This is a genomic window from Actinomycetospora cinnamomea (genome assembly GCF_003096675.1).
In the GTDB taxonomy this organism is placed as follows: Bacteria; Actinomycetota; Actinomycetes; order Mycobacteriales; family Pseudonocardiaceae; genus Actinomycetospora; species Actinomycetospora cinnamomea.
Window position 1 is genome coordinate 95,330 of record NZ_QEKW01000013.1, and the last position, 15,154, is coordinate 110,483.

The 15,154-nt window shown below is 75.7% G+C and carries 15 protein-coding genes; 7 read left to right on the forward strand and 8 right to left on the reverse strand.

What is annotated here, in order from left to right:
- Nucleotides 1-33 precede the first annotated feature (33 nt).
- The gene (locus C8D89_RS21155) at nt 34-636 is read left to right on the forward strand and encodes a chemotaxis protein CheB (protein WP_116710114.1); all 603 of its coding nucleotides are present in this window, start codon (nt 34-36) and stop codon (nt 634-636) included.
- A 13-nt stretch (nt 637-649) separates the two neighbouring features.
- On the opposite strand, the gene C8D89_RS21160 is transcribed toward C8D89_RS21155, so the two are convergent.
- The 4 genes from C8D89_RS21160 to C8D89_RS21175 all read right to left on the reverse strand — a co-directional run bounded on the left by C8D89_RS21160 (nt 650) and on the right by C8D89_RS21175 (nt 4,124).
- Nucleotides 650-2,020 carry a phosphoribosyltransferase family protein gene (locus tag C8D89_RS21160; protein ID WP_116710115.1) on the reverse strand — a complete coding sequence of 457 codons (1,371 nt, stop codon included), beginning with the start codon at nt 2,018-2,020 and terminating at the stop codon, nt 650-652.
- Between the two features lie 116 nt (nt 2,021-2,136).
- Entirely contained in the window at nt 2,137-2,784 is a 648-nt protein-coding gene (locus C8D89_RS21165; RefSeq protein WP_116710116.1) for a response regulator transcription factor, read from the reverse strand.
- A 108-nt stretch (nt 2,785-2,892) separates the two neighbouring features.
- A complete protein-coding gene (locus C8D89_RS21170) occupies nt 2,893-3,408 on the reverse strand; it encodes a universal stress protein (RefSeq protein ID WP_116710117.1) in 516 nt (171 codons plus the stop codon).
- Nucleotides 3,405-4,124: a hypothetical protein gene (locus C8D89_RS21175; RefSeq protein WP_207787346.1), complete on the reverse strand. Its 720-nt coding sequence runs from the start codon at nt 4,122-4,124 to the stop codon at nt 3,405-3,407. The genes C8D89_RS21170 and C8D89_RS21175 overlap by 4 nt, the downstream gene beginning before the upstream one ends.
- Before the next feature lie 143 nt (nt 4,125-4,267).
- Between C8D89_RS21175 and C8D89_RS21180 the strand changes: the two genes are divergently transcribed.
- On the forward strand, nt 4,268-6,769 hold the full coding sequence (locus C8D89_RS21180) for a cation-translocating P-type ATPase (protein ID WP_116710118.1): 2,502 nt from the start codon (nt 4,268-4,270) through the stop codon (nt 6,767-6,769).
- Nucleotides 6,766-7,188 carry a hypothetical protein gene (locus C8D89_RS21185; protein WP_116710119.1) on the forward strand — a complete coding sequence of 141 codons (423 nt, stop codon included), beginning with the start codon at nt 6,766-6,768 and terminating at the stop codon, nt 7,186-7,188. Before C8D89_RS21180 ends, C8D89_RS21185 begins: the two co-directional genes overlap by 4 nt.
- On the opposite strand, the gene C8D89_RS21190 is transcribed toward C8D89_RS21185, so the two are convergent.
- The 3 genes from C8D89_RS21190 to C8D89_RS21200 all read right to left on the reverse strand — a co-directional run bounded on the left by C8D89_RS21190 (nt 7,177) and on the right by C8D89_RS21200 (nt 9,181).
- A complete protein-coding gene (locus tag C8D89_RS21190; protein WP_116710120.1) occupies nt 7,177-7,740 on the reverse strand; it encodes a flavodoxin domain-containing protein in 564 nt (187 codons plus the stop codon). The genes C8D89_RS21185 and C8D89_RS21190 overlap by 12 nt on opposite strands.
- Nucleotides 7,737-8,390 carry a class I SAM-dependent methyltransferase gene (locus C8D89_RS21195; protein WP_116710121.1) on the reverse strand — a complete coding sequence of 218 codons (654 nt, stop codon included), beginning with the start codon at nt 8,388-8,390 and terminating at the stop codon, nt 7,737-7,739. Before C8D89_RS21195 ends, C8D89_RS21190 begins: the two co-directional genes overlap by 4 nt.
- Before the next feature lie 92 nt (nt 8,391-8,482).
- Nucleotides 8,483-9,181 carry a universal stress protein gene (locus C8D89_RS21200; RefSeq protein WP_116710122.1) on the reverse strand — a complete coding sequence of 233 codons (699 nt, stop codon included), beginning with the start codon at nt 9,179-9,181 and terminating at the stop codon, nt 8,483-8,485.
- A gap of 147 nt (nt 9,182-9,328) precedes the next feature.
- Between C8D89_RS21200 and C8D89_RS21205 the strand changes: the two genes are divergently transcribed.
- The 3 genes from C8D89_RS21205 to C8D89_RS21215 all read left to right on the forward strand — a co-directional run bounded on the left by C8D89_RS21205 (nt 9,329) and on the right by C8D89_RS21215 (nt 12,089).
- Nucleotides 9,329-9,742: a carboxymuconolactone decarboxylase family protein gene (locus C8D89_RS21205; RefSeq protein WP_116710123.1), complete on the forward strand. Its 414-nt coding sequence runs from the start codon at nt 9,329-9,331 to the stop codon at nt 9,740-9,742.
- 39 nt (nt 9,743-9,781) lie between these two features.
- Nucleotides 9,782-10,591, forward strand: a complete 810-nt coding sequence (locus C8D89_RS21210; protein WP_116710169.1) for a GntR family transcriptional regulator — start codon at nt 9,782-9,784, stop codon at nt 10,589-10,591.
- 115 nt (nt 10,592-10,706) lie between these two features.
- Nucleotides 10,707-12,089 carry an MBL fold metallo-hydrolase gene (locus C8D89_RS21215; RefSeq protein ID WP_116710124.1) on the forward strand — a complete coding sequence of 461 codons (1,383 nt, stop codon included), beginning with the start codon at nt 10,707-10,709 and terminating at the stop codon, nt 12,087-12,089.
- 89 nt (nt 12,090-12,178) lie between these two features.
- On the opposite strand, the gene C8D89_RS21220 is transcribed toward C8D89_RS21215, so the two are convergent.
- Nucleotides 12,179-13,375 (reverse strand): NAD(P)/FAD-dependent oxidoreductase, encoded by a 1,197-nt coding sequence (locus tag C8D89_RS21220; RefSeq protein WP_116710125.1) that lies wholly within the window; start codon nt 13,373-13,375, stop codon nt 12,179-12,181.
- A 184-nt stretch (nt 13,376-13,559) separates the two neighbouring features.
- Here C8D89_RS21220 and C8D89_RS21225 point away from each other — a divergent pair, with 184 nt between their 5' ends.
- The gene (locus C8D89_RS21225; RefSeq protein ID WP_116710126.1) at nt 13,560-15,080 is read left to right on the forward strand and encodes a SulP family inorganic anion transporter; all 1,521 of its coding nucleotides are present in this window, start codon (nt 13,560-13,562) and stop codon (nt 15,078-15,080) included.
- Nucleotides 15,081-15,154 lie beyond the last annotated feature (74 nt).

Sequence of the window (15,154 nt, forward strand, 5' to 3'; positions counted from 1 at the left end):
CTCGAGACGGGCCCCGTCCCGAAGGGAGCCAGGGTGACCACGACGGCTCCGGTGATCGTGCTCGTGGGCTCGGCCGGGGGTCTGGACGCCGTGGTTGCGGTGCTCGAGCCGCTGCCGCCGACCCTCCCGGCCTCCGTGCTGGTCCTGCTGCACCAGGACCCGAGGACCGGCGACGTCCTCGCGCCGCTCCTCGAGCTCCGCTGCCATCGACCGGTCCGGGAGATCCGCAGCGGCGAGCCCCTGACGACCGACACGGTCCTCGTCGTCCCGGCCGGGCAGCACGCGCTCGCGACCGCGCTCGGCACGATCGTGCTGGTGGCCTCGGACGGACCGCCGCCCTACCGCCCGTCGGCGGACCTCCTGCTCTCCACCCTCGCCGTGACCGCGGGCCCCGGCGTCATCGCCGTCGTGCTCTCCGGGCGCGGCAACGACGGGGCGACGGGCGCGGTGGCGGTCCACGACCTCGGCGGCACCGTGCTCGCGGCGGACCGGGTCTCCTCCGCCCACTTCGCGATGCCGGAGGCCGCGATCGGGCGGGACGACGCGGTCGACCGCGTCCTGCCCGTCGATGCGATCCCCGCGGTGCTGGTGGACCTGGTGGACCGGGCCGCCGACCGCGCGGGGCCGACGGCCTGACCGACCGCCGCGGTCAGGACCGGAGAACCGGCGCGAGGTGGTGGGAGAACCACGCGCGGGCGTGCTCGGCCGCCAGCTCGAGGGTGCCGGGTTCGTCGAACAGGTGGGTGGCGCCGGGTACGAGCACCAGCCGGTTCTCGCAGTGCAGCCGCGCCTGGGCTCGCCGGTTGAGTTCGACGACGACGCCGTCGTGCTCCCCGACGATCAGCAGGGTCGGGGCGCGTACCTCGCCGAGCCACGGATCGGCGAGGTCGGGCCGGCCCCCGCGCGACACCACCGCGGCGATCTCGGCGTCCGGCGCCGCGGCCGCCCGCAGCGCCGCGGCGGCGCCCGTACTGGCCCCGAAGTAGCCGACGGGCAGGGACGCGCAGGCCGGGTCCGACCGCACCCACCGCGTCGCGGCGTCGAGCCGGTCGGCGAGCAGGTCGATGTCGAAGACGTTCGCGCGCCGCCGTTCCTCCTGCGGGCTCAGCAGGTCGAACAGCAGGGTGGCGAACCCCGACCGCTGGAGGACCTCGGCCACGGACCGGTTGCGCGGACTGTGCCTGCTGCTGCCGCTGCCGTGGGCGAAGACCACCACCCCGGCCGCCCGGTCCGGTACGACGAGACGCCCGCCGAGGTGCGTGCCCTCCACCGGGATCACGACCTCCTCGTCGCGCGCCGGCGGGTCGTCGCCGAGGACGGCCGCGGGCTCTGCGGGCTCTGCGGGCTCTGCGGGCTCTGCGGGCTCTGCGGACTCTGCCGGCTCCGAGGGCGCGGGGCGCCGCATCAGCTCGGCGACCTCGGAGTCCGGCACCTGGTGGAAGTCGGCGTAGTACTGGCCGACACCGAAGAACCGCTCCGGGGTCTCCAGGCACACGAGCTCGTCGACGTCGCCGCCCAGGCGGGCCGCGGCGTCGGGCGCGCACACCGGTGCCGCGAGGACGACCCGCGCCGCGCCCTGCGCACGGGCGACCCGGCACGCCGCGCGCGCCGTGGCACCGGTCGCGATGCCGTCGTCGACGAGCAGGGCCGTGCGGCCCACGAGGGACCGCCGCTCCCGACCGGGTCGGTAGCGGCGCGCCCGTCGCTCGATCTCGGCGCGCGCCCGTCGCTCGGTCTCGGCGAGCTCCGCCTCGCTCACGTGCGCCCGTCGCAGGACGGCGTCGTTGAGCACCAGCACGTCGCCCTCACCGACCGCGCCCATGGCGAGCTCCGGCTGGAAGGGCACGCCGAGCTTGCGCACGAGGATCACGTCGAGGGGGGCGTGGAGGTCGTCGGCCACCTCGGCGGCCACCGGGAAGCCACCCCGCGGCAGGGCCAGGACGACGACGTCCTCCCCGCGCAGGTGCTGCAGCCGGCGGGCGAGCCGTCGCCCGGCCTCCGCACGGTCCGTGAACGTCATCGGCCCCTCCTCGACGCGCCGTCGCCGAGGCGGACGGTGCGCCTCCGGGCGCGCCGGGGGCACCGGCGGGAGACCCGGCGCGCACGGCCGAAGGTCCCGCGGCGCGAGCGGGCGGCTCAGCCGGGTCCGGCCTCGTCGGCGCGGACCTTGTTGGCCAGCACGGCGGCCTGCACCCGGCGCTGCATCCCCAGCTTCGCCAACAGCGCCGACACGTAGTTCTTCACCGTCTTCTCCGCCAGGAACATCCGCTGGCCGATCTCGCGGTTGGTCAGCCCCTCGCCGATGTAGCCCAGCACCTCCCGCTCCTTGACGGTCAGCTCGGCCAGCGGGTCCGGCGTCTCGGCCCGCGTCCTCAACCGGGACATCAACGCCGACGCCGCACGACCGTCGAGCAGCGAGCCCCCCGAGCCCACCTCCCGCACCGCGTTGACGATGTCGTTGCCCCGCACGTCCTTGATCACGTAGCCGGACGCCCCCGCGAGCACCGCGTCGAACATCGCCTGCTCGTCGGTGAAGGAGGTCAGCATCAGGCACGCCAGGCCCGGCATCCGCGACCGGAGCTCCCGGCACAGCTCGATCCCCGTGCCGTCGGGCAGTCGCACGTCGAGCACCGCCACGTCGGGCCGCAGTGCGGGGATCCGCGCCAACGCCTCGGCGACCGACCCCGCGCCCCCCACCACCTCGAGATCGTCCTGCGCGTCCAGGAGCGCGGCGACCCCCTGCCGTACCACCTCGTGGTCGTCGACCAGGAACACCGAGATCACGTGCGCTTCCTCCTGCAGTCCTCCGACCGGGCGTGGACCGCCCGCGATGCACGGCGACCAGCATCGTCGGCGGCAGGAGCGCCGGGCAGGGCCGAACGTCCCCCGTGATCAGGGACCCGCCGGGGCCGGCACCGGGTCTCCGTCGGGCACCACCCGCACCGGGCAGGGGGCGCGCAGGACGCAGCCCCAGCCGACCGACCCGAGGAGGGCGCTGGCCAGCGCTCCGCGTCCCCGGTGCCCGACCACGAGCTCGTCGGCGTCGCGGGCCACGGCGACCAGGACCTCGGCGGCGTCGCCCGGCACAACGTAGACCTCGATCTCGGGTCGGGCGAGGTGCTCGCCACCGAGCTCGTACGCGACCTCGGTGACCATCTGGTGGACGGCCTCCAGCAGCGACCCCTCGATCTCGGCGCGGCTGGGCAGGGGCGTGGGCGGCAGGGGCAGGCGCCACTCCGGCGGCTCGTACACCGCCACCACCTCGAGGCGTGCCCCCCGCCGCGCCGCGGAGCGCATCGCGTCGACCAGGGCGGCCCGCGAGCCCGGTGAGCCGTCGACACCCACCACCACGGTCGGGCGGTGCTCGTCGCCCACGCCCGCCCGCACCTCGTCCGCCAGGGTCCTCATGAGCGCTCCTCGTGTCGCACCGGTGCCGGCCCCGACCCTCGGGGGTCGGGTCCGGCACGCCCAGGGCCCAAGGGCACCCCGCGGGTCCCGGCCCGGCCCGGGCTCCGTGCGAGCAGCCGGACGAGCCCGACCCCGGTCGCCGCGGCCATCACCACCGCCATGAGCGCGCCCGCGCCGAGCCCGACGGCCACCGCCACGGCGACCGGCTGCCCGGGGCGCCAGAGCGGGGTGGCGACGGCGAGGAAGACGCCCAGCCCGAGCAGCCACGCGAGGGCGGTGACCCCGATCCACCCCCCGGCGCGCACGACGTGACGCCGCAGCTCGAGCCACTGCGCGGTGCCGATCACTCCGAGCAGCAGGACGCCGAGGACGGCGCCCAGGCCCACCAGGACCGGCACCGGCCAGCTCGCGGTCACCGACGCCGTGGTCGACGGCAGGAGGCCGAGGAGGTAGGCCAGCGCCGCTGCGCCCGCCGTGGCGCCGACCCAGCGGGACACGGACACGGCGGGCAGGACGCGGCGCAGCACGACGACCTGCCCCGCGCCGAGCAGGGCTCCCTCCACCGCGCCCGCCGCGATCAGCGCCGGCACCGACACCGCCGTCGGCGAGGCGGCGGCCAGCACCCCCACCACGGCGGGCAGGGCGAACCCGACGAGCTCGGCGAGGGCGACCACCGGGATCCACGTCCGCAGCAGCGCCCGGTCCCGTGGCTCCACGCGACCTCCCCACGACCTCCGCGACCGGTCCACCCGCACGGTCCGCGGGCAGGGCCCCGGTGCACCAGGGACCCAGGGGCGGTCCCCCGCGGTGACCTCCGGCCCTGGCGACCGGTCCTCCCGGCGGGCCACCGTGGGACACCGTGACCAGCACCGCGTCCGCGCCGGGTCTCGACGACGCCGAGGCCGCCGCGCGCCTGGCGCGGGACGGCCCCAACGAGCTCCCCCGCCCACCCCGACGGTCCGTGGCGCGGCGGGTGGTCACCCAGCTCACCGACCCGCTGGTCCTCGTCCTCCTCGTGGTCGCGACCGTCACCACCGCCATCGGCGACCACACCGACACCGCGGTCGTCCTGCTCGTCGTGCTCGGCAACACCACGGTCGGGGTGATCCAGGAGATCCGGGCCGACCGCTCGGTCGAGGCCCTGGACCGCCTCGGCGCCGCCCGGGCCCGGGTCCGGCGCGGCGGATCGGTGCGCACCGTGCCCGCCCGCGAGGTCGTGCCCGGCGACGTCCTCGTGGTCGGGGCCGGCGACGTCCTCGCCGCCGACGGCACCGTCGCGTGGGGCGAGTCCCTGCAGCTCGACGAGGCCGCCATCACCGGGGAGTCCCTCCCGGTCGAGGCCCACCGCCCCGGCACCGCCGTCCTGTCCGGCAGCGTCGTCACCCGCGGCCGCGGCGAGGTCGTGGTCGAGGCCACCGGGCCGGCGTCGGCGATGGGTCGCATCGCCGAGGGGCTGGTGCGCACCCGCTCCCGGCGCACCCCGCTGCAACGCCAGCTCGCGGTCCTCGGCCGCCGCCTGGCGCTCGTCACCGTCGTCCTGTGCGCCGTGGTGTTCGTGCTCGGCCTCGCCCGCGGTGAGTCCCCCGTGCTCATGCTCGTGGCCGCGATGAGCCTCGCGGTGGCCGCCGTCCCCGAGTCCCTCCCGATCGTGGTCACCCTCGGCCTGGCGCTGGGGGCGCGCCGGATGGCCGCGCGGAACGCGGTGGCGCGCAGCCTGCCGGCGGTCGAGACCCTCGGCGCCGTCACGCTCCTGGCGACCGACAAGACCGGCACCCTGACCGAGGGACGGCTGCGGGTCGCCGAGACGTGGACCGACCGCGAGCACGACCTCGACGAGCTCGTGCGCGCGGCGGTGCTCTGCAACGACGCGCCGGCCGACCCCGGCGGGGACGCGTCCTCGCCGGGCACCGACCCGCTCGAGACCGCGCTGGTTGACTGGGCGCGCGAGCAGGGCGTCGACGTCACCGAGGTCCGGCGGCGGCACCCGCGCCGCGGGGCGCTCCCGTTCGACGCGCTCCGGCGGCGCATGACGACCTGGCACGACGACGGGACCGGCGGCGTCCTGGCCGCCGGCAAGGGCGCCCCGGAGACCGTGCTCCCCCCGCCGGGGGTCTCCGCCCGCGCCGATCGGGCGCGGGCCTGGGCCGACGACGCCGCCGGTCGGGGCCTGCGCGTCCTCGTCGTGGTCACCGGCCACCGCCGCGCCGAGCCGGCGGCGGGCGACGCCGAGCAGGACCTCGACCTGGTCGGCGTGGTCGCCCTGCAGGACCTCCCCCGCCCCGCCGCCCGCGGCGCCCTCGACGGCTGCCGGCGGGCCGGCATCCGGCCGGTGGTGCTGACGGGCGACCATCCCGGGACCGCGGCCACCGTCGCCGGCCAGGTCGGCCTCGTGGGGCACGGCGAGCCGGTCCGTGTGGCGACGGTCGACGAGGACGACGACCACCCCGACGACCACCCCGACGACCACCCCGACCGCCACCCCGACCGCCTGCTCGACGCCGACGTCGTGGCGCGGTGCCGGCCGGAGCGCAAGCTCGAGCTCGTCGCCGGCTGGCAGGCCCGCGGCGAGGTCGTCGCGATGACCGGCGACGGGGTGAACGACGGCCCCGCCCTGCGGCGGGCCGACATCGGGGTGGCGATGGGTCGGCGCGGCACCGAGGTGGCGCGCCAGGCCGCCGACCTCGTGCTCGCCGACGACGACCTGAACACGGTGGTCGCGGCCGTGGACGAGGGCCGGCGCATCCACACCAACGTGCGCCGCTTCCTCGCCTACGCGCTGGCCGGCGGCCTCGCCGAGGTGCTGGTGATGCTCGCCGGGCCGGTGATCGGGGTCGCGCTGCCCCTGCTCCCGGCGCAGATCCTCTGGATCAACCTGCTCACCCACGGCCTGCCCGGCGTCGCCTTCGGGACCGAGCCGTCGGAACCGGGCGCCATGGCGGCGCCGCCACGGCGGCCGGGCGCCTCGGTGCTCGCCGGTGGTCTCTGGCTCGCCGTCCTGCTCGTCGGGGCCACGGTGGCGGCGCTGACGGTGGCCGCCCTCGTCCTCGTCGGCGAACCCGACCCCCGCAGCGTCGCCTTCCTGACCCTCGGCCTCGGCCAGCTGGGCGTGGCGGTCGGCCTCCGCGCCAGGCGGCCGCCCCGCACCACCCGCGCGCCCGGGCCCGACTGGTTGCTCATCGCGGTCGCCGGCGCCGTCGTCGCCCAGCTCGCCGCCGTCACGGTGCCCCCGCTCACCACCCTGCTGCGCACCACCACCCCCACCCCCACCGGCCTGGCCGCGGCGATCGCCGGCGCGGTCCTCGCCGGCCTGGTCGCCCGCTGGATCGCCCGCCCTCGCGTGGCGGAGAAGGAGTCATCGTGACCACGACGTCACCGGCGCCGCCGCGCCGGGCCGCCACCCGAATCGTCCTCGTGCTCCTCGAGGGCCTGCTCGGGATCAGTGCCGTCTACGGCGCGGTCGGCCTGCTCACCGGGAGCATCGGCATGACCGACGACTGGCTGACCGGCACGCCCTTCCGCAGCTGGCTGCTCCCCGGCATCGCGCTCTTCCTCGTCGTCGCGGTGCCCATGCTGACCGCGGCGGCGCTCGAGGTGCGGGGGCACGGGCTCGCGCCCGCGGCGACCGTGCTCGCGGGGGTCCTGCAGGTCGGATGGATCGCGGTGCAGCTGCTGCTGATGCAGCGCTACTTCGTCCTCCAGCCCGTCGTGCTGGTCGTCGCCGCGCTCATCCTGCTCGTGGGCGGCCTCCGCGGGAGCCCGCCCTCGGCGTCACGGCCGTGAGGGCGCGGGGCCGCGTCGCGCCGGCGGTCGTCGGGGCGCCGGCAGCGTCGTGAGCACCCGCGCGATGCCGTCCGCCCACGCGTCGAGGCGGTCCCAGTCACGGTAGTCGCCGGCGCCCCGCGTGAGGAGGAGCATCGCCAGCCACCCGATCAGCGGCAGGTGCTCGGCGCGGATCACCCCGCTGACGACGAGGTGGTCCCGGATCGAGACCCGGCTCGCGAACTCGGACACGAGGACCGGGGGCTGGAACAGGTGGGCGAGCGCGGGCAGCGGGGAGCGCAGGGCGTCCGGCATCCCCACGCTGAGGAGCCACACCGGCTTCGCCGCCAGCTCGGGGGCGTGCTCGGCGACGAACGCCCGCGCCTCGGGCAGCCAGCGCTGACCGTGGACGGCGCTGGCCAGGACGTAGGCGTCGAAGGTCTCCGGCGCCGCGACGAGGCCGAGCTCGGCGACCTCGACATCGAGCCCGTGCCGCGCGAGGCGGGCCCCGAGGTGCTCGGCGATCTCGCGGGTGGAGCCGTGCGCCGTGGCGTACCCGACGAGGACCCTCATCGACGACCTCCCCGTCCTGCCGGGGCGCCCCGTCCTCCCGGGGACGCCGACTCCGGACCGCGACGCAGCTCGACGAGCGCGTCCACCGCGTCCCGGGCGGGCTCGTCCGACACGGGGCGCAGCACCTCGACACCGCGGACGAGCTGCAGGTCGGTGTCGGCGAGGTCGTCCACGACGTCCTGCGCCGTGTAGAGCACCGCGGGGTCGCGGGGACCGCCGACGCCGCGGGTGAGGTTGGCGCTGTCGTGGCCCACGACGAGCAGCGTGCCGCCGGGCGCGAGGGCGTCCGCGGCGGCGTGCAGGACCCGCCGGCGCTCCTCGGCCGGCAGGTGCAGGTAGGCGACGAGGACCAGGTCCACCGGTCCGGGCGGCACCCACGTGGTGACGTCGGCCTGGACCCACCGCACGGTGACCCCGCGCCGGGACGCGGCCACGGCGGCGCGCGCGAGGGCGGTCTCGGAGAAGTCCACCGCGGTGACCTCCCAGCCCTCCTCGGCCAGCCACACCGCGTTGCGGCCCTCGCCGCACGCGAGGTCGATCGCCCGGCCGGGTCGACGGCCCGCGAGGACCTCGTGCACCCACCGGTTGGGTGTCTCGCTCCAGAGCCGGTCCGCGTCGGCGTACCGGGCCTCCCAGGTCGCCGCGTCCATCACCGCTCCCCCGGTCCGGCGGTCACCGGGGCGGCCTCGGCGTCGGGCAGGGCGAGCCGGATCTCGCTCATCACGTCCTCCTCCGGCGTCGGTCAGGGATGGGGCTCGGGGAGCTCGCCGCCGGCGTGCGCCCTGTGGCGCCCGTGCGCGCCGGCGTGCCGGTGCGGGGGCTCCGGGGGCTCGGCGAGCACGACCGGTACGGGCGAGTGTCTGCTGACCTGGTGCGCCACGTTCCCGAGCAGGTGCACCGTGCGGCCCGCACCGTGCCGGCCCAGCACGATGACGGCGGTGCCGTGCGCGGCGGCCACCGTCTCGATGGCCCGGGCGGGCTGGCCGCAGACGATCTCGGTCGCCACGCGCTCGGCACCGTCGGGTCCGAACCAGGTGGCGCGGTCGGCGAGCACCGCCCGGGCGCGCGCCCGGGTGTCGTCGTCGTCAGGGCGGTCCGCGGTGTCCGGGTCGAGGACCGTGACGAGGACGACGCGCGTGCGGGCCGGGTCGAACAGCTGGGCGGCCAGACGCACGGCGCGGTCGGAGCCGGCCGAGCCGTCGACGCCGACGACGATCGCGGTGTCCCCGGCACCCGGCTCCTCGCCGACGGTCTCGACCACGGCCACCGAGCGGTCCGCCCGCTCGGCGGCCATCGGGATGAACAGCGGGCCGAGGACGGCGCCGATCACGTACCAGCGCCAGTCGCGGTATCCCTGGCGGCCGAGGAGGACGAGCGCGGCGAGCACGCCCGCGGCGACCCAGACGGTGACGGCGAGGGCGGCGAAGATCTGCACGCTCACGGGGTGCTCCCCACCAACGGTGGGTCGGACGCGGTCATGGGGTGACCGTGCCGCGTCGGGCGGCGGGCGCGAGAGAGGCGTTCGGCCGGGAACCCGTGGCCCGAACGCCCCTGCTCGCCCGGGATGCCGCCGCCGCACGGTGCCCCCATGCGCAGCGCCCTGGACATCGCGAACGACTGGCACACCCCGTCGGACGAGCCGCCGCACGTCCGGCACGCGGACGAGGACCTCCGCACCCAGGGCCGCGCGCTGCGTCGCGCGATCCCCGAGGTGTACCGCGGGTTCGCGGGGCTGCGTGACGCCGCCCTCGCGCCCGGGGCCCTCGACGCGCGGACCAAGGAACTCATCGCCCTGGCGCTGGCGGTCGCCGAGTCGTGCGACGGCTGCATGGCCGCCCACGCGGACGGCGCCGCCCGTCAGGGCGCGTCCGAGGACGAGGTGGCCGAGGCCCTGGGGGTCACGGTGATGATGGGCGGCGGGCCGGCGATCTCCTCCGCCCCCCGGGCGTTCGCCGCCTTCCGGGACGCGCGGGGACGCCGTGAGGCCGACACCGAACGCTGACGCACCGGTGCGCCAATGTCTCGACGTTAGGCTGGGGTGGTGCCGAAACGCGCCGTCGACCGCCAGAGTCCCGTCCCCCTGTGGTCCCAGGTCCAGGACGATCTGCGCCGGCGCCTGTCCGAGGGAGAGTTCGACACCGTCTTCCCCGGCGAGAACGCGCTCGTCACCGACTACGACGTCAGCCGCAACACGGTGCGCGAGGCGTTGCGGGGGCTGCGCGCCGAGGGCCTCGTCACGGCCGAGCGGGGACGTGCCCCGAGGGTGCGGCGCGCGGAGATCGAGCAGCCCGTCGGCACGCTCTACAGCCTGTTCGCCTCCGTCGAGGCCGCGGGCCTGACGCAGCGCTCCGACGTGCGGGTGCTCGACGTGCGGGCCGACGGCGTGGTGGCGGCCCACCTCGGGCTCGAGGAGTCGACCCCGCTCGTGCACCTCGAGCGCCTGCGCCGGGCCGGCGACGCGCCGCTCGCCGTGGACCGTGTCTGGCTGCCCGCCACGGTCGCCGCTCCCCTGCTCGATGCCGACTTCACCCACACCTCGCTCTACACCGAGCTCGCCGCACGCACCGGCACGCGGCTGGAGTCCGGGCACGAGCGCATCAGCGCCCAGGTCCCGACGGAGGGCGAACGGAAGCTGCTCGAGTGTGGCGAGGACGTCGCGGTCTTCGTCATCGAGCGCACCGGCATCGCCCAGGGACGACCACTCGAGTGGCGCCAGACGATCGTGCGCGGCGACCGTTTCGCCTTCGACGCCCGGTTCTCGGCGCGCGGTCTCCATCTCGCCGTCGCCCCACCCGCCCCGCCACCGTCGCCCCCGCCCGCCCCGGTGATGCCCACGGCCGCCGGGACCTGAGTCCCGGGAGGTCCGGACCTTCGACCCCGAGGGTGAGGACTTCCGGCGGGACGGGACCGACCCGGGCCGGTGTTCCCTCAGATGTCAGTACATTTCCTGCCGCTGAGGAGACGCCGTGTTCTTCGCCCAGTACTACCTCGACTGCCTCTCCCAGGCCTCGTACATGATCGGGGACGAGACCACCGGACAGGCGGTCGTCGTCGACCCCCGCCGCGACGTGGCCGAGTACCTCGCGGACGCCCGGCACCACGACCTCACGATCGTGGGCGTGATCGACACGCACTTCCACGCCGACTTCCTCGCGGGACACCTCGAGCTCGCGCGCGCCACGGGCGCCTGGATCGGCTTCGGGCGACGTGCCGAGGCCGACTACGAGATCCGCCACTTCGCCGACGGGGACCGCATCCCGCTGGGGGAGGTCGAGCTCAAGGTGCTCGAGACGCCCGGCCACACCCCGGAGTCGATCAGCGTGCTGGTCCGCGAGCACGCCGGTGACGCCGTCCCCTACGGCGTCCTCACGGGCGACGCCCTGTTCATCGGCGACGTCGGCCGCCCGGATCTGCTCGCCTCGATCGGCTGGACGAGCGAGGACCTCGGGCGGATGCTGCACGCCTCGATCACCCGTCTGATGACCCTGCCCGACGACGTGCGGGTCTTCCCCGCCCACGGCGCCGGCTCGGCGTGCGGGAAGAACCTGTCCACCGAGCGTTGGTCGACGATCGGCGCGCAGCGGGCCACGAACTACGCCTGCCAGCCGATGAGCGACGAGCAGTTCCTGGCCCTCGTCACCGCCGACCAGCCCGCGGCGCCCGCCTACTTCCTGCACGACGCCGTGCTCAACCGGCGCGAGCACCCCGTCCTCGACACCTCCGCGGCCCCGATGCCGCTGGAGCTCGAGGAGGTGCTGGAGCGCCGGCGGGCGGGAGCGGTGATCCTCGACGCCCGCGAGCCCGCCGAGTTCGCGGCGGGCCATCTGGCCGGCTCGCTCAACGTGCCCGCCGACGGGCGCTTCGCCGAGACCGCCGGCTCGGTCGTCCGGCCCGACGAGGAGATCGTCGTGGTCGCCCCGCAGGACCGCGAGGAGGAGATCGTCATCCGTCTCGCCCGCATCGGGTTCGACCGCGTCACGGGCTACCTGCGCGAGCCCGAGGGCGCGTTCCTCGCCGCCGGCGACGAGGTCCGCCCGGCGAGCCGGCTGACCACCGCAGAGCTCGCCCGGGCGCTGGACTCGGAGACCCCGCCGACCGTGCTCGACGTGCGCAACCCCGGCGAGACCGCGGTCGGGGGCACCGTGCCGGGCGCCCTCACCATCCCGCTGGCCGCCCTGCCCGCCCGTCTCGACGAGGTCCCCACCGATCGCCCGGTCGTGGCGTACTGCGCGGGCGGCTACCGCTCGAGCGTCGCGGCGAGCCTGCTGCGGCGGGCCGGCCACGCCGACGTCTCCGACCTGCTCGGCGGCTACGGCGCGTGGACGCTGCTCACCCCGCAGCCGGCCTGATCCCCCGGGTGCGCCTCCGGCGCTCGTGAGCAGGAAGAAGTGCTCCGGCACTTCTTCCTGCTCACGAGCGCGTCAGCGCACCCCCTCAGTCAGGCGAGGCCGCGCAGCATGAGGTTCCAGTACAGGAACGGCAGGCCGTAGCGCTTGAGGTACCACATGTCGCGCCGTGGCCGGGTCGTGTCGATCAACGGGAACGACGGCTTCGGGGTCAGCGAGTAGTCGAACTCGGCGAGCAGCATCTCCGACCGCGACGTGGTCAGGGGGCAGGACGAGTAGCCCTCGTACCGTGCGGTCGGCTCGCGCCCGGCGATCACCGCGCGCAGGTTCTCGACCACCACCGGGGCCTGCTTGCGGATCGCGGCACCGGTCTTCGAGTTGGGCGACGAGCCCGCGTCGCCGAGGGAGAAGACGTTGCCGTAGCGGGCGTGTCGCATCGTGTGCTTGTCGATCTCGACGTAGCCGTTCGGGTTCTCCGCGTCGGCCAGCGGACCCTTCTTGATCCAGTCCGGGGCGCTCTGCGGCGGCACGAGGTGCATGACGTCGTACGGCAGCGTCGTGGTCTCGCGCGTGTTGACGTCGGTGACCGTGGCCTCGCGGTGGGCGGCGTCCACGTGGGTGACCTCGCTCGTGAAGTGCACCGTGATGCCGTAGTCGTCCACGACGCGCTCGAGCGCGTCGGAGAACACCTTCACCCCGAACATCCCGGGCGTCGGCAGCACGAGGTGCACGTCGATGTTCTCCAGGACGCCCTGCTGGCGCCAGTGGTCGGCGGCCAGGTACGCGATCTTCTGCGGAGCGCCCGCGCACTTGATCGGGCCGGCGGGCATGCCGAACACCGCCGTGCCCGAGCGGGTCTCGCGGATGAACTTCCACGTGGCCGGGGCGAGCTCGTAGGCGTAGTTGCTCGACACGCCGTCCCGGCCCAGCGTGTCGCCCAGCCCGGCGATCTTCGCCCAGTCCAGCTGGATGCCCGGGCAGACCACGAGGTGGTCGTAGCGCACGGTCTCGCCCCCGGCGAGCGTCACCTCGCCGGCGTCCGGGTCGACCTCGGCGGCGGCGTCGGTGAGCCAGGTGACCCCGCCGGGCATCACCGAGGCCATCGCTCGCGCGCTCTCCTCGACCGGCGCCGTGCCGCCCCCGACCAGGGTCCACAGCGGCTGGTAGTAGTGCGTCATCGCCGGCTCGATCACGGCGACGTCGGTCTCCCCGGCCCGGCGCAGACGCGCGGCCACGGTGATGCCGGCGGAGCCCCCGCCGATGATGACGATCTTGTGTTGGCGCGCCATGGGTGGCCCTCCTCACATATGTAGGGACAGCCCAACATAAGAGGCACCCCTCGCACGGGCAAGGACGGGCCCGACCGACATCGGTGGGTCCTTGGACCCTTGTCGCGGGCGCCCACCTGTACCAACCTCTGCGTCCGCTCCGGGCATCTCGCGGGCGGAGGGGGTCGGGGTGAGGAGAACGCGCGTGACCGCCTGGCGCCGCACCGTGCTGCGGGACGTGGTGGCCGGGCTGAGCGTGGCGATGGTCGGCATCCCGCAGTCGTTGGCGTACGCCGAGCTCGCCGGGATGCCGCCCGTCGTCGGCCTCTACGCGGGCGCGCTGCCGCCCCTCGTGGCCGCGGTGTTCGCCTCCTCGCCGTACCTGCAGACCGGTCCGGTGGCGGTGACGGCCCTGCTCACGTTCGGAGCGCTGAGCACCGTCGCCGTGCCCGGCAGTCCGGAGTACGTCGGGCTCGGCCTCGCCCTGGCGCTGCTCGTCGGCGCGGTGCGGGTGCTGCTCGGGCTCCTGCGCGCCGGATGGCTGGCCTACCTCATGTCGCAGCCGATGTTGCTGGGGTTCGTCCCCGCGGCGGCGCTGCTGATCGCCGGCTCGCAGCTGCCCAGAGCGCTGGGAGTGACGGCGCCGGCACCGTTCGGCAACGAGATCCTCGACGCCGGCTGGGCCCTGGCGGGACCCGACCGGTGGGCGGTCGCCGCGGTCGTGGCGTCGCTCGTCACGGCGGCGATCGTGCTGGGCGGGCGCCGCCTGCACGCCCTGTTCCCGGGCGTCCTGGTCGCGGTCGTCGCCGGGGTCGCGGTCTCCGCGGCCGGCCTCTACCCCGGGGCCACCGTCGCCTCCATCCCCACCGGGTTGCCGCCGTTCACGCTCACCGCGATCCCGTGGTCGTCGCTGCCGGCGCTGGCCCTGTCCGGGGTGCTCATCGCGCTGGTCGGCTTCACCGAGGCCGCGTCGATCTCGCGGCGCTTCGCCGCCGAGGAACGCACCCGCTGGAGCGCCGACCGGGAGTTCGTCAGCCAGGGCGCGGCGAACCTGACCGCCGCCGCGTTCGGCGGCATGCCGTGCGGCGGGTCCTTCTCGCGCAGCTCGGTCAACCGCATGTCCGGGGCCGCCACGCGGCTCTCGGGCGGTGTCACCGGCCTGGCGGTCCTCGCCTTCCTGCCGGTCGCCTCGGTGCTGGAGCCCCTCCCCACGGCCGTGCTCGGGACGATCGTCGTGGTCGCGGTGGTCAACCTGATGCGGTTCGGGCCGTTGCTGGCGCTCTGGCGTGTCTCGGTCCCGCAGGCGATCGTCGCCTGGGGCACCTTCCTCGCCACGATCCTGCTCGCGCCACGGGTCGACCTCGGCGTCCTCGTGGGGATCGGGCTCTCGCTGCTGGTGTTCCTCGCACGGATGCTGCGGCTCGACGTCGACACCCACGTCGAGGACGGCGTGATCACGTTCCGGCCGCGTGGCGTGCTCTGGTTCGGCACCGCCCAGGAGCTGGACACGGCCCTGCTCGACGCGCTCGCCGAGCACACCGACGCCACGGCGCTGGTGATCGACCTCGAGCGCCTCGGCCGGATCGACACGACGGGGGCGCTCGTCCTGCGCTCGGTGCTGGACCAGGCGCGCGCGGCCGGTCTGACCGCCGAGGCCCGCGGCATCCCGCCGCAGTCGGAGGACCTCACCCGGCGTGTCCTGACCTCGCGGAGCTCGCTGTCGTGACCCCGGGACCTTCGACTTCTTGTCCCAACATTGGTACCCATGTCACACTCCGGCTCCCAGGGCCGTCGAGGAGG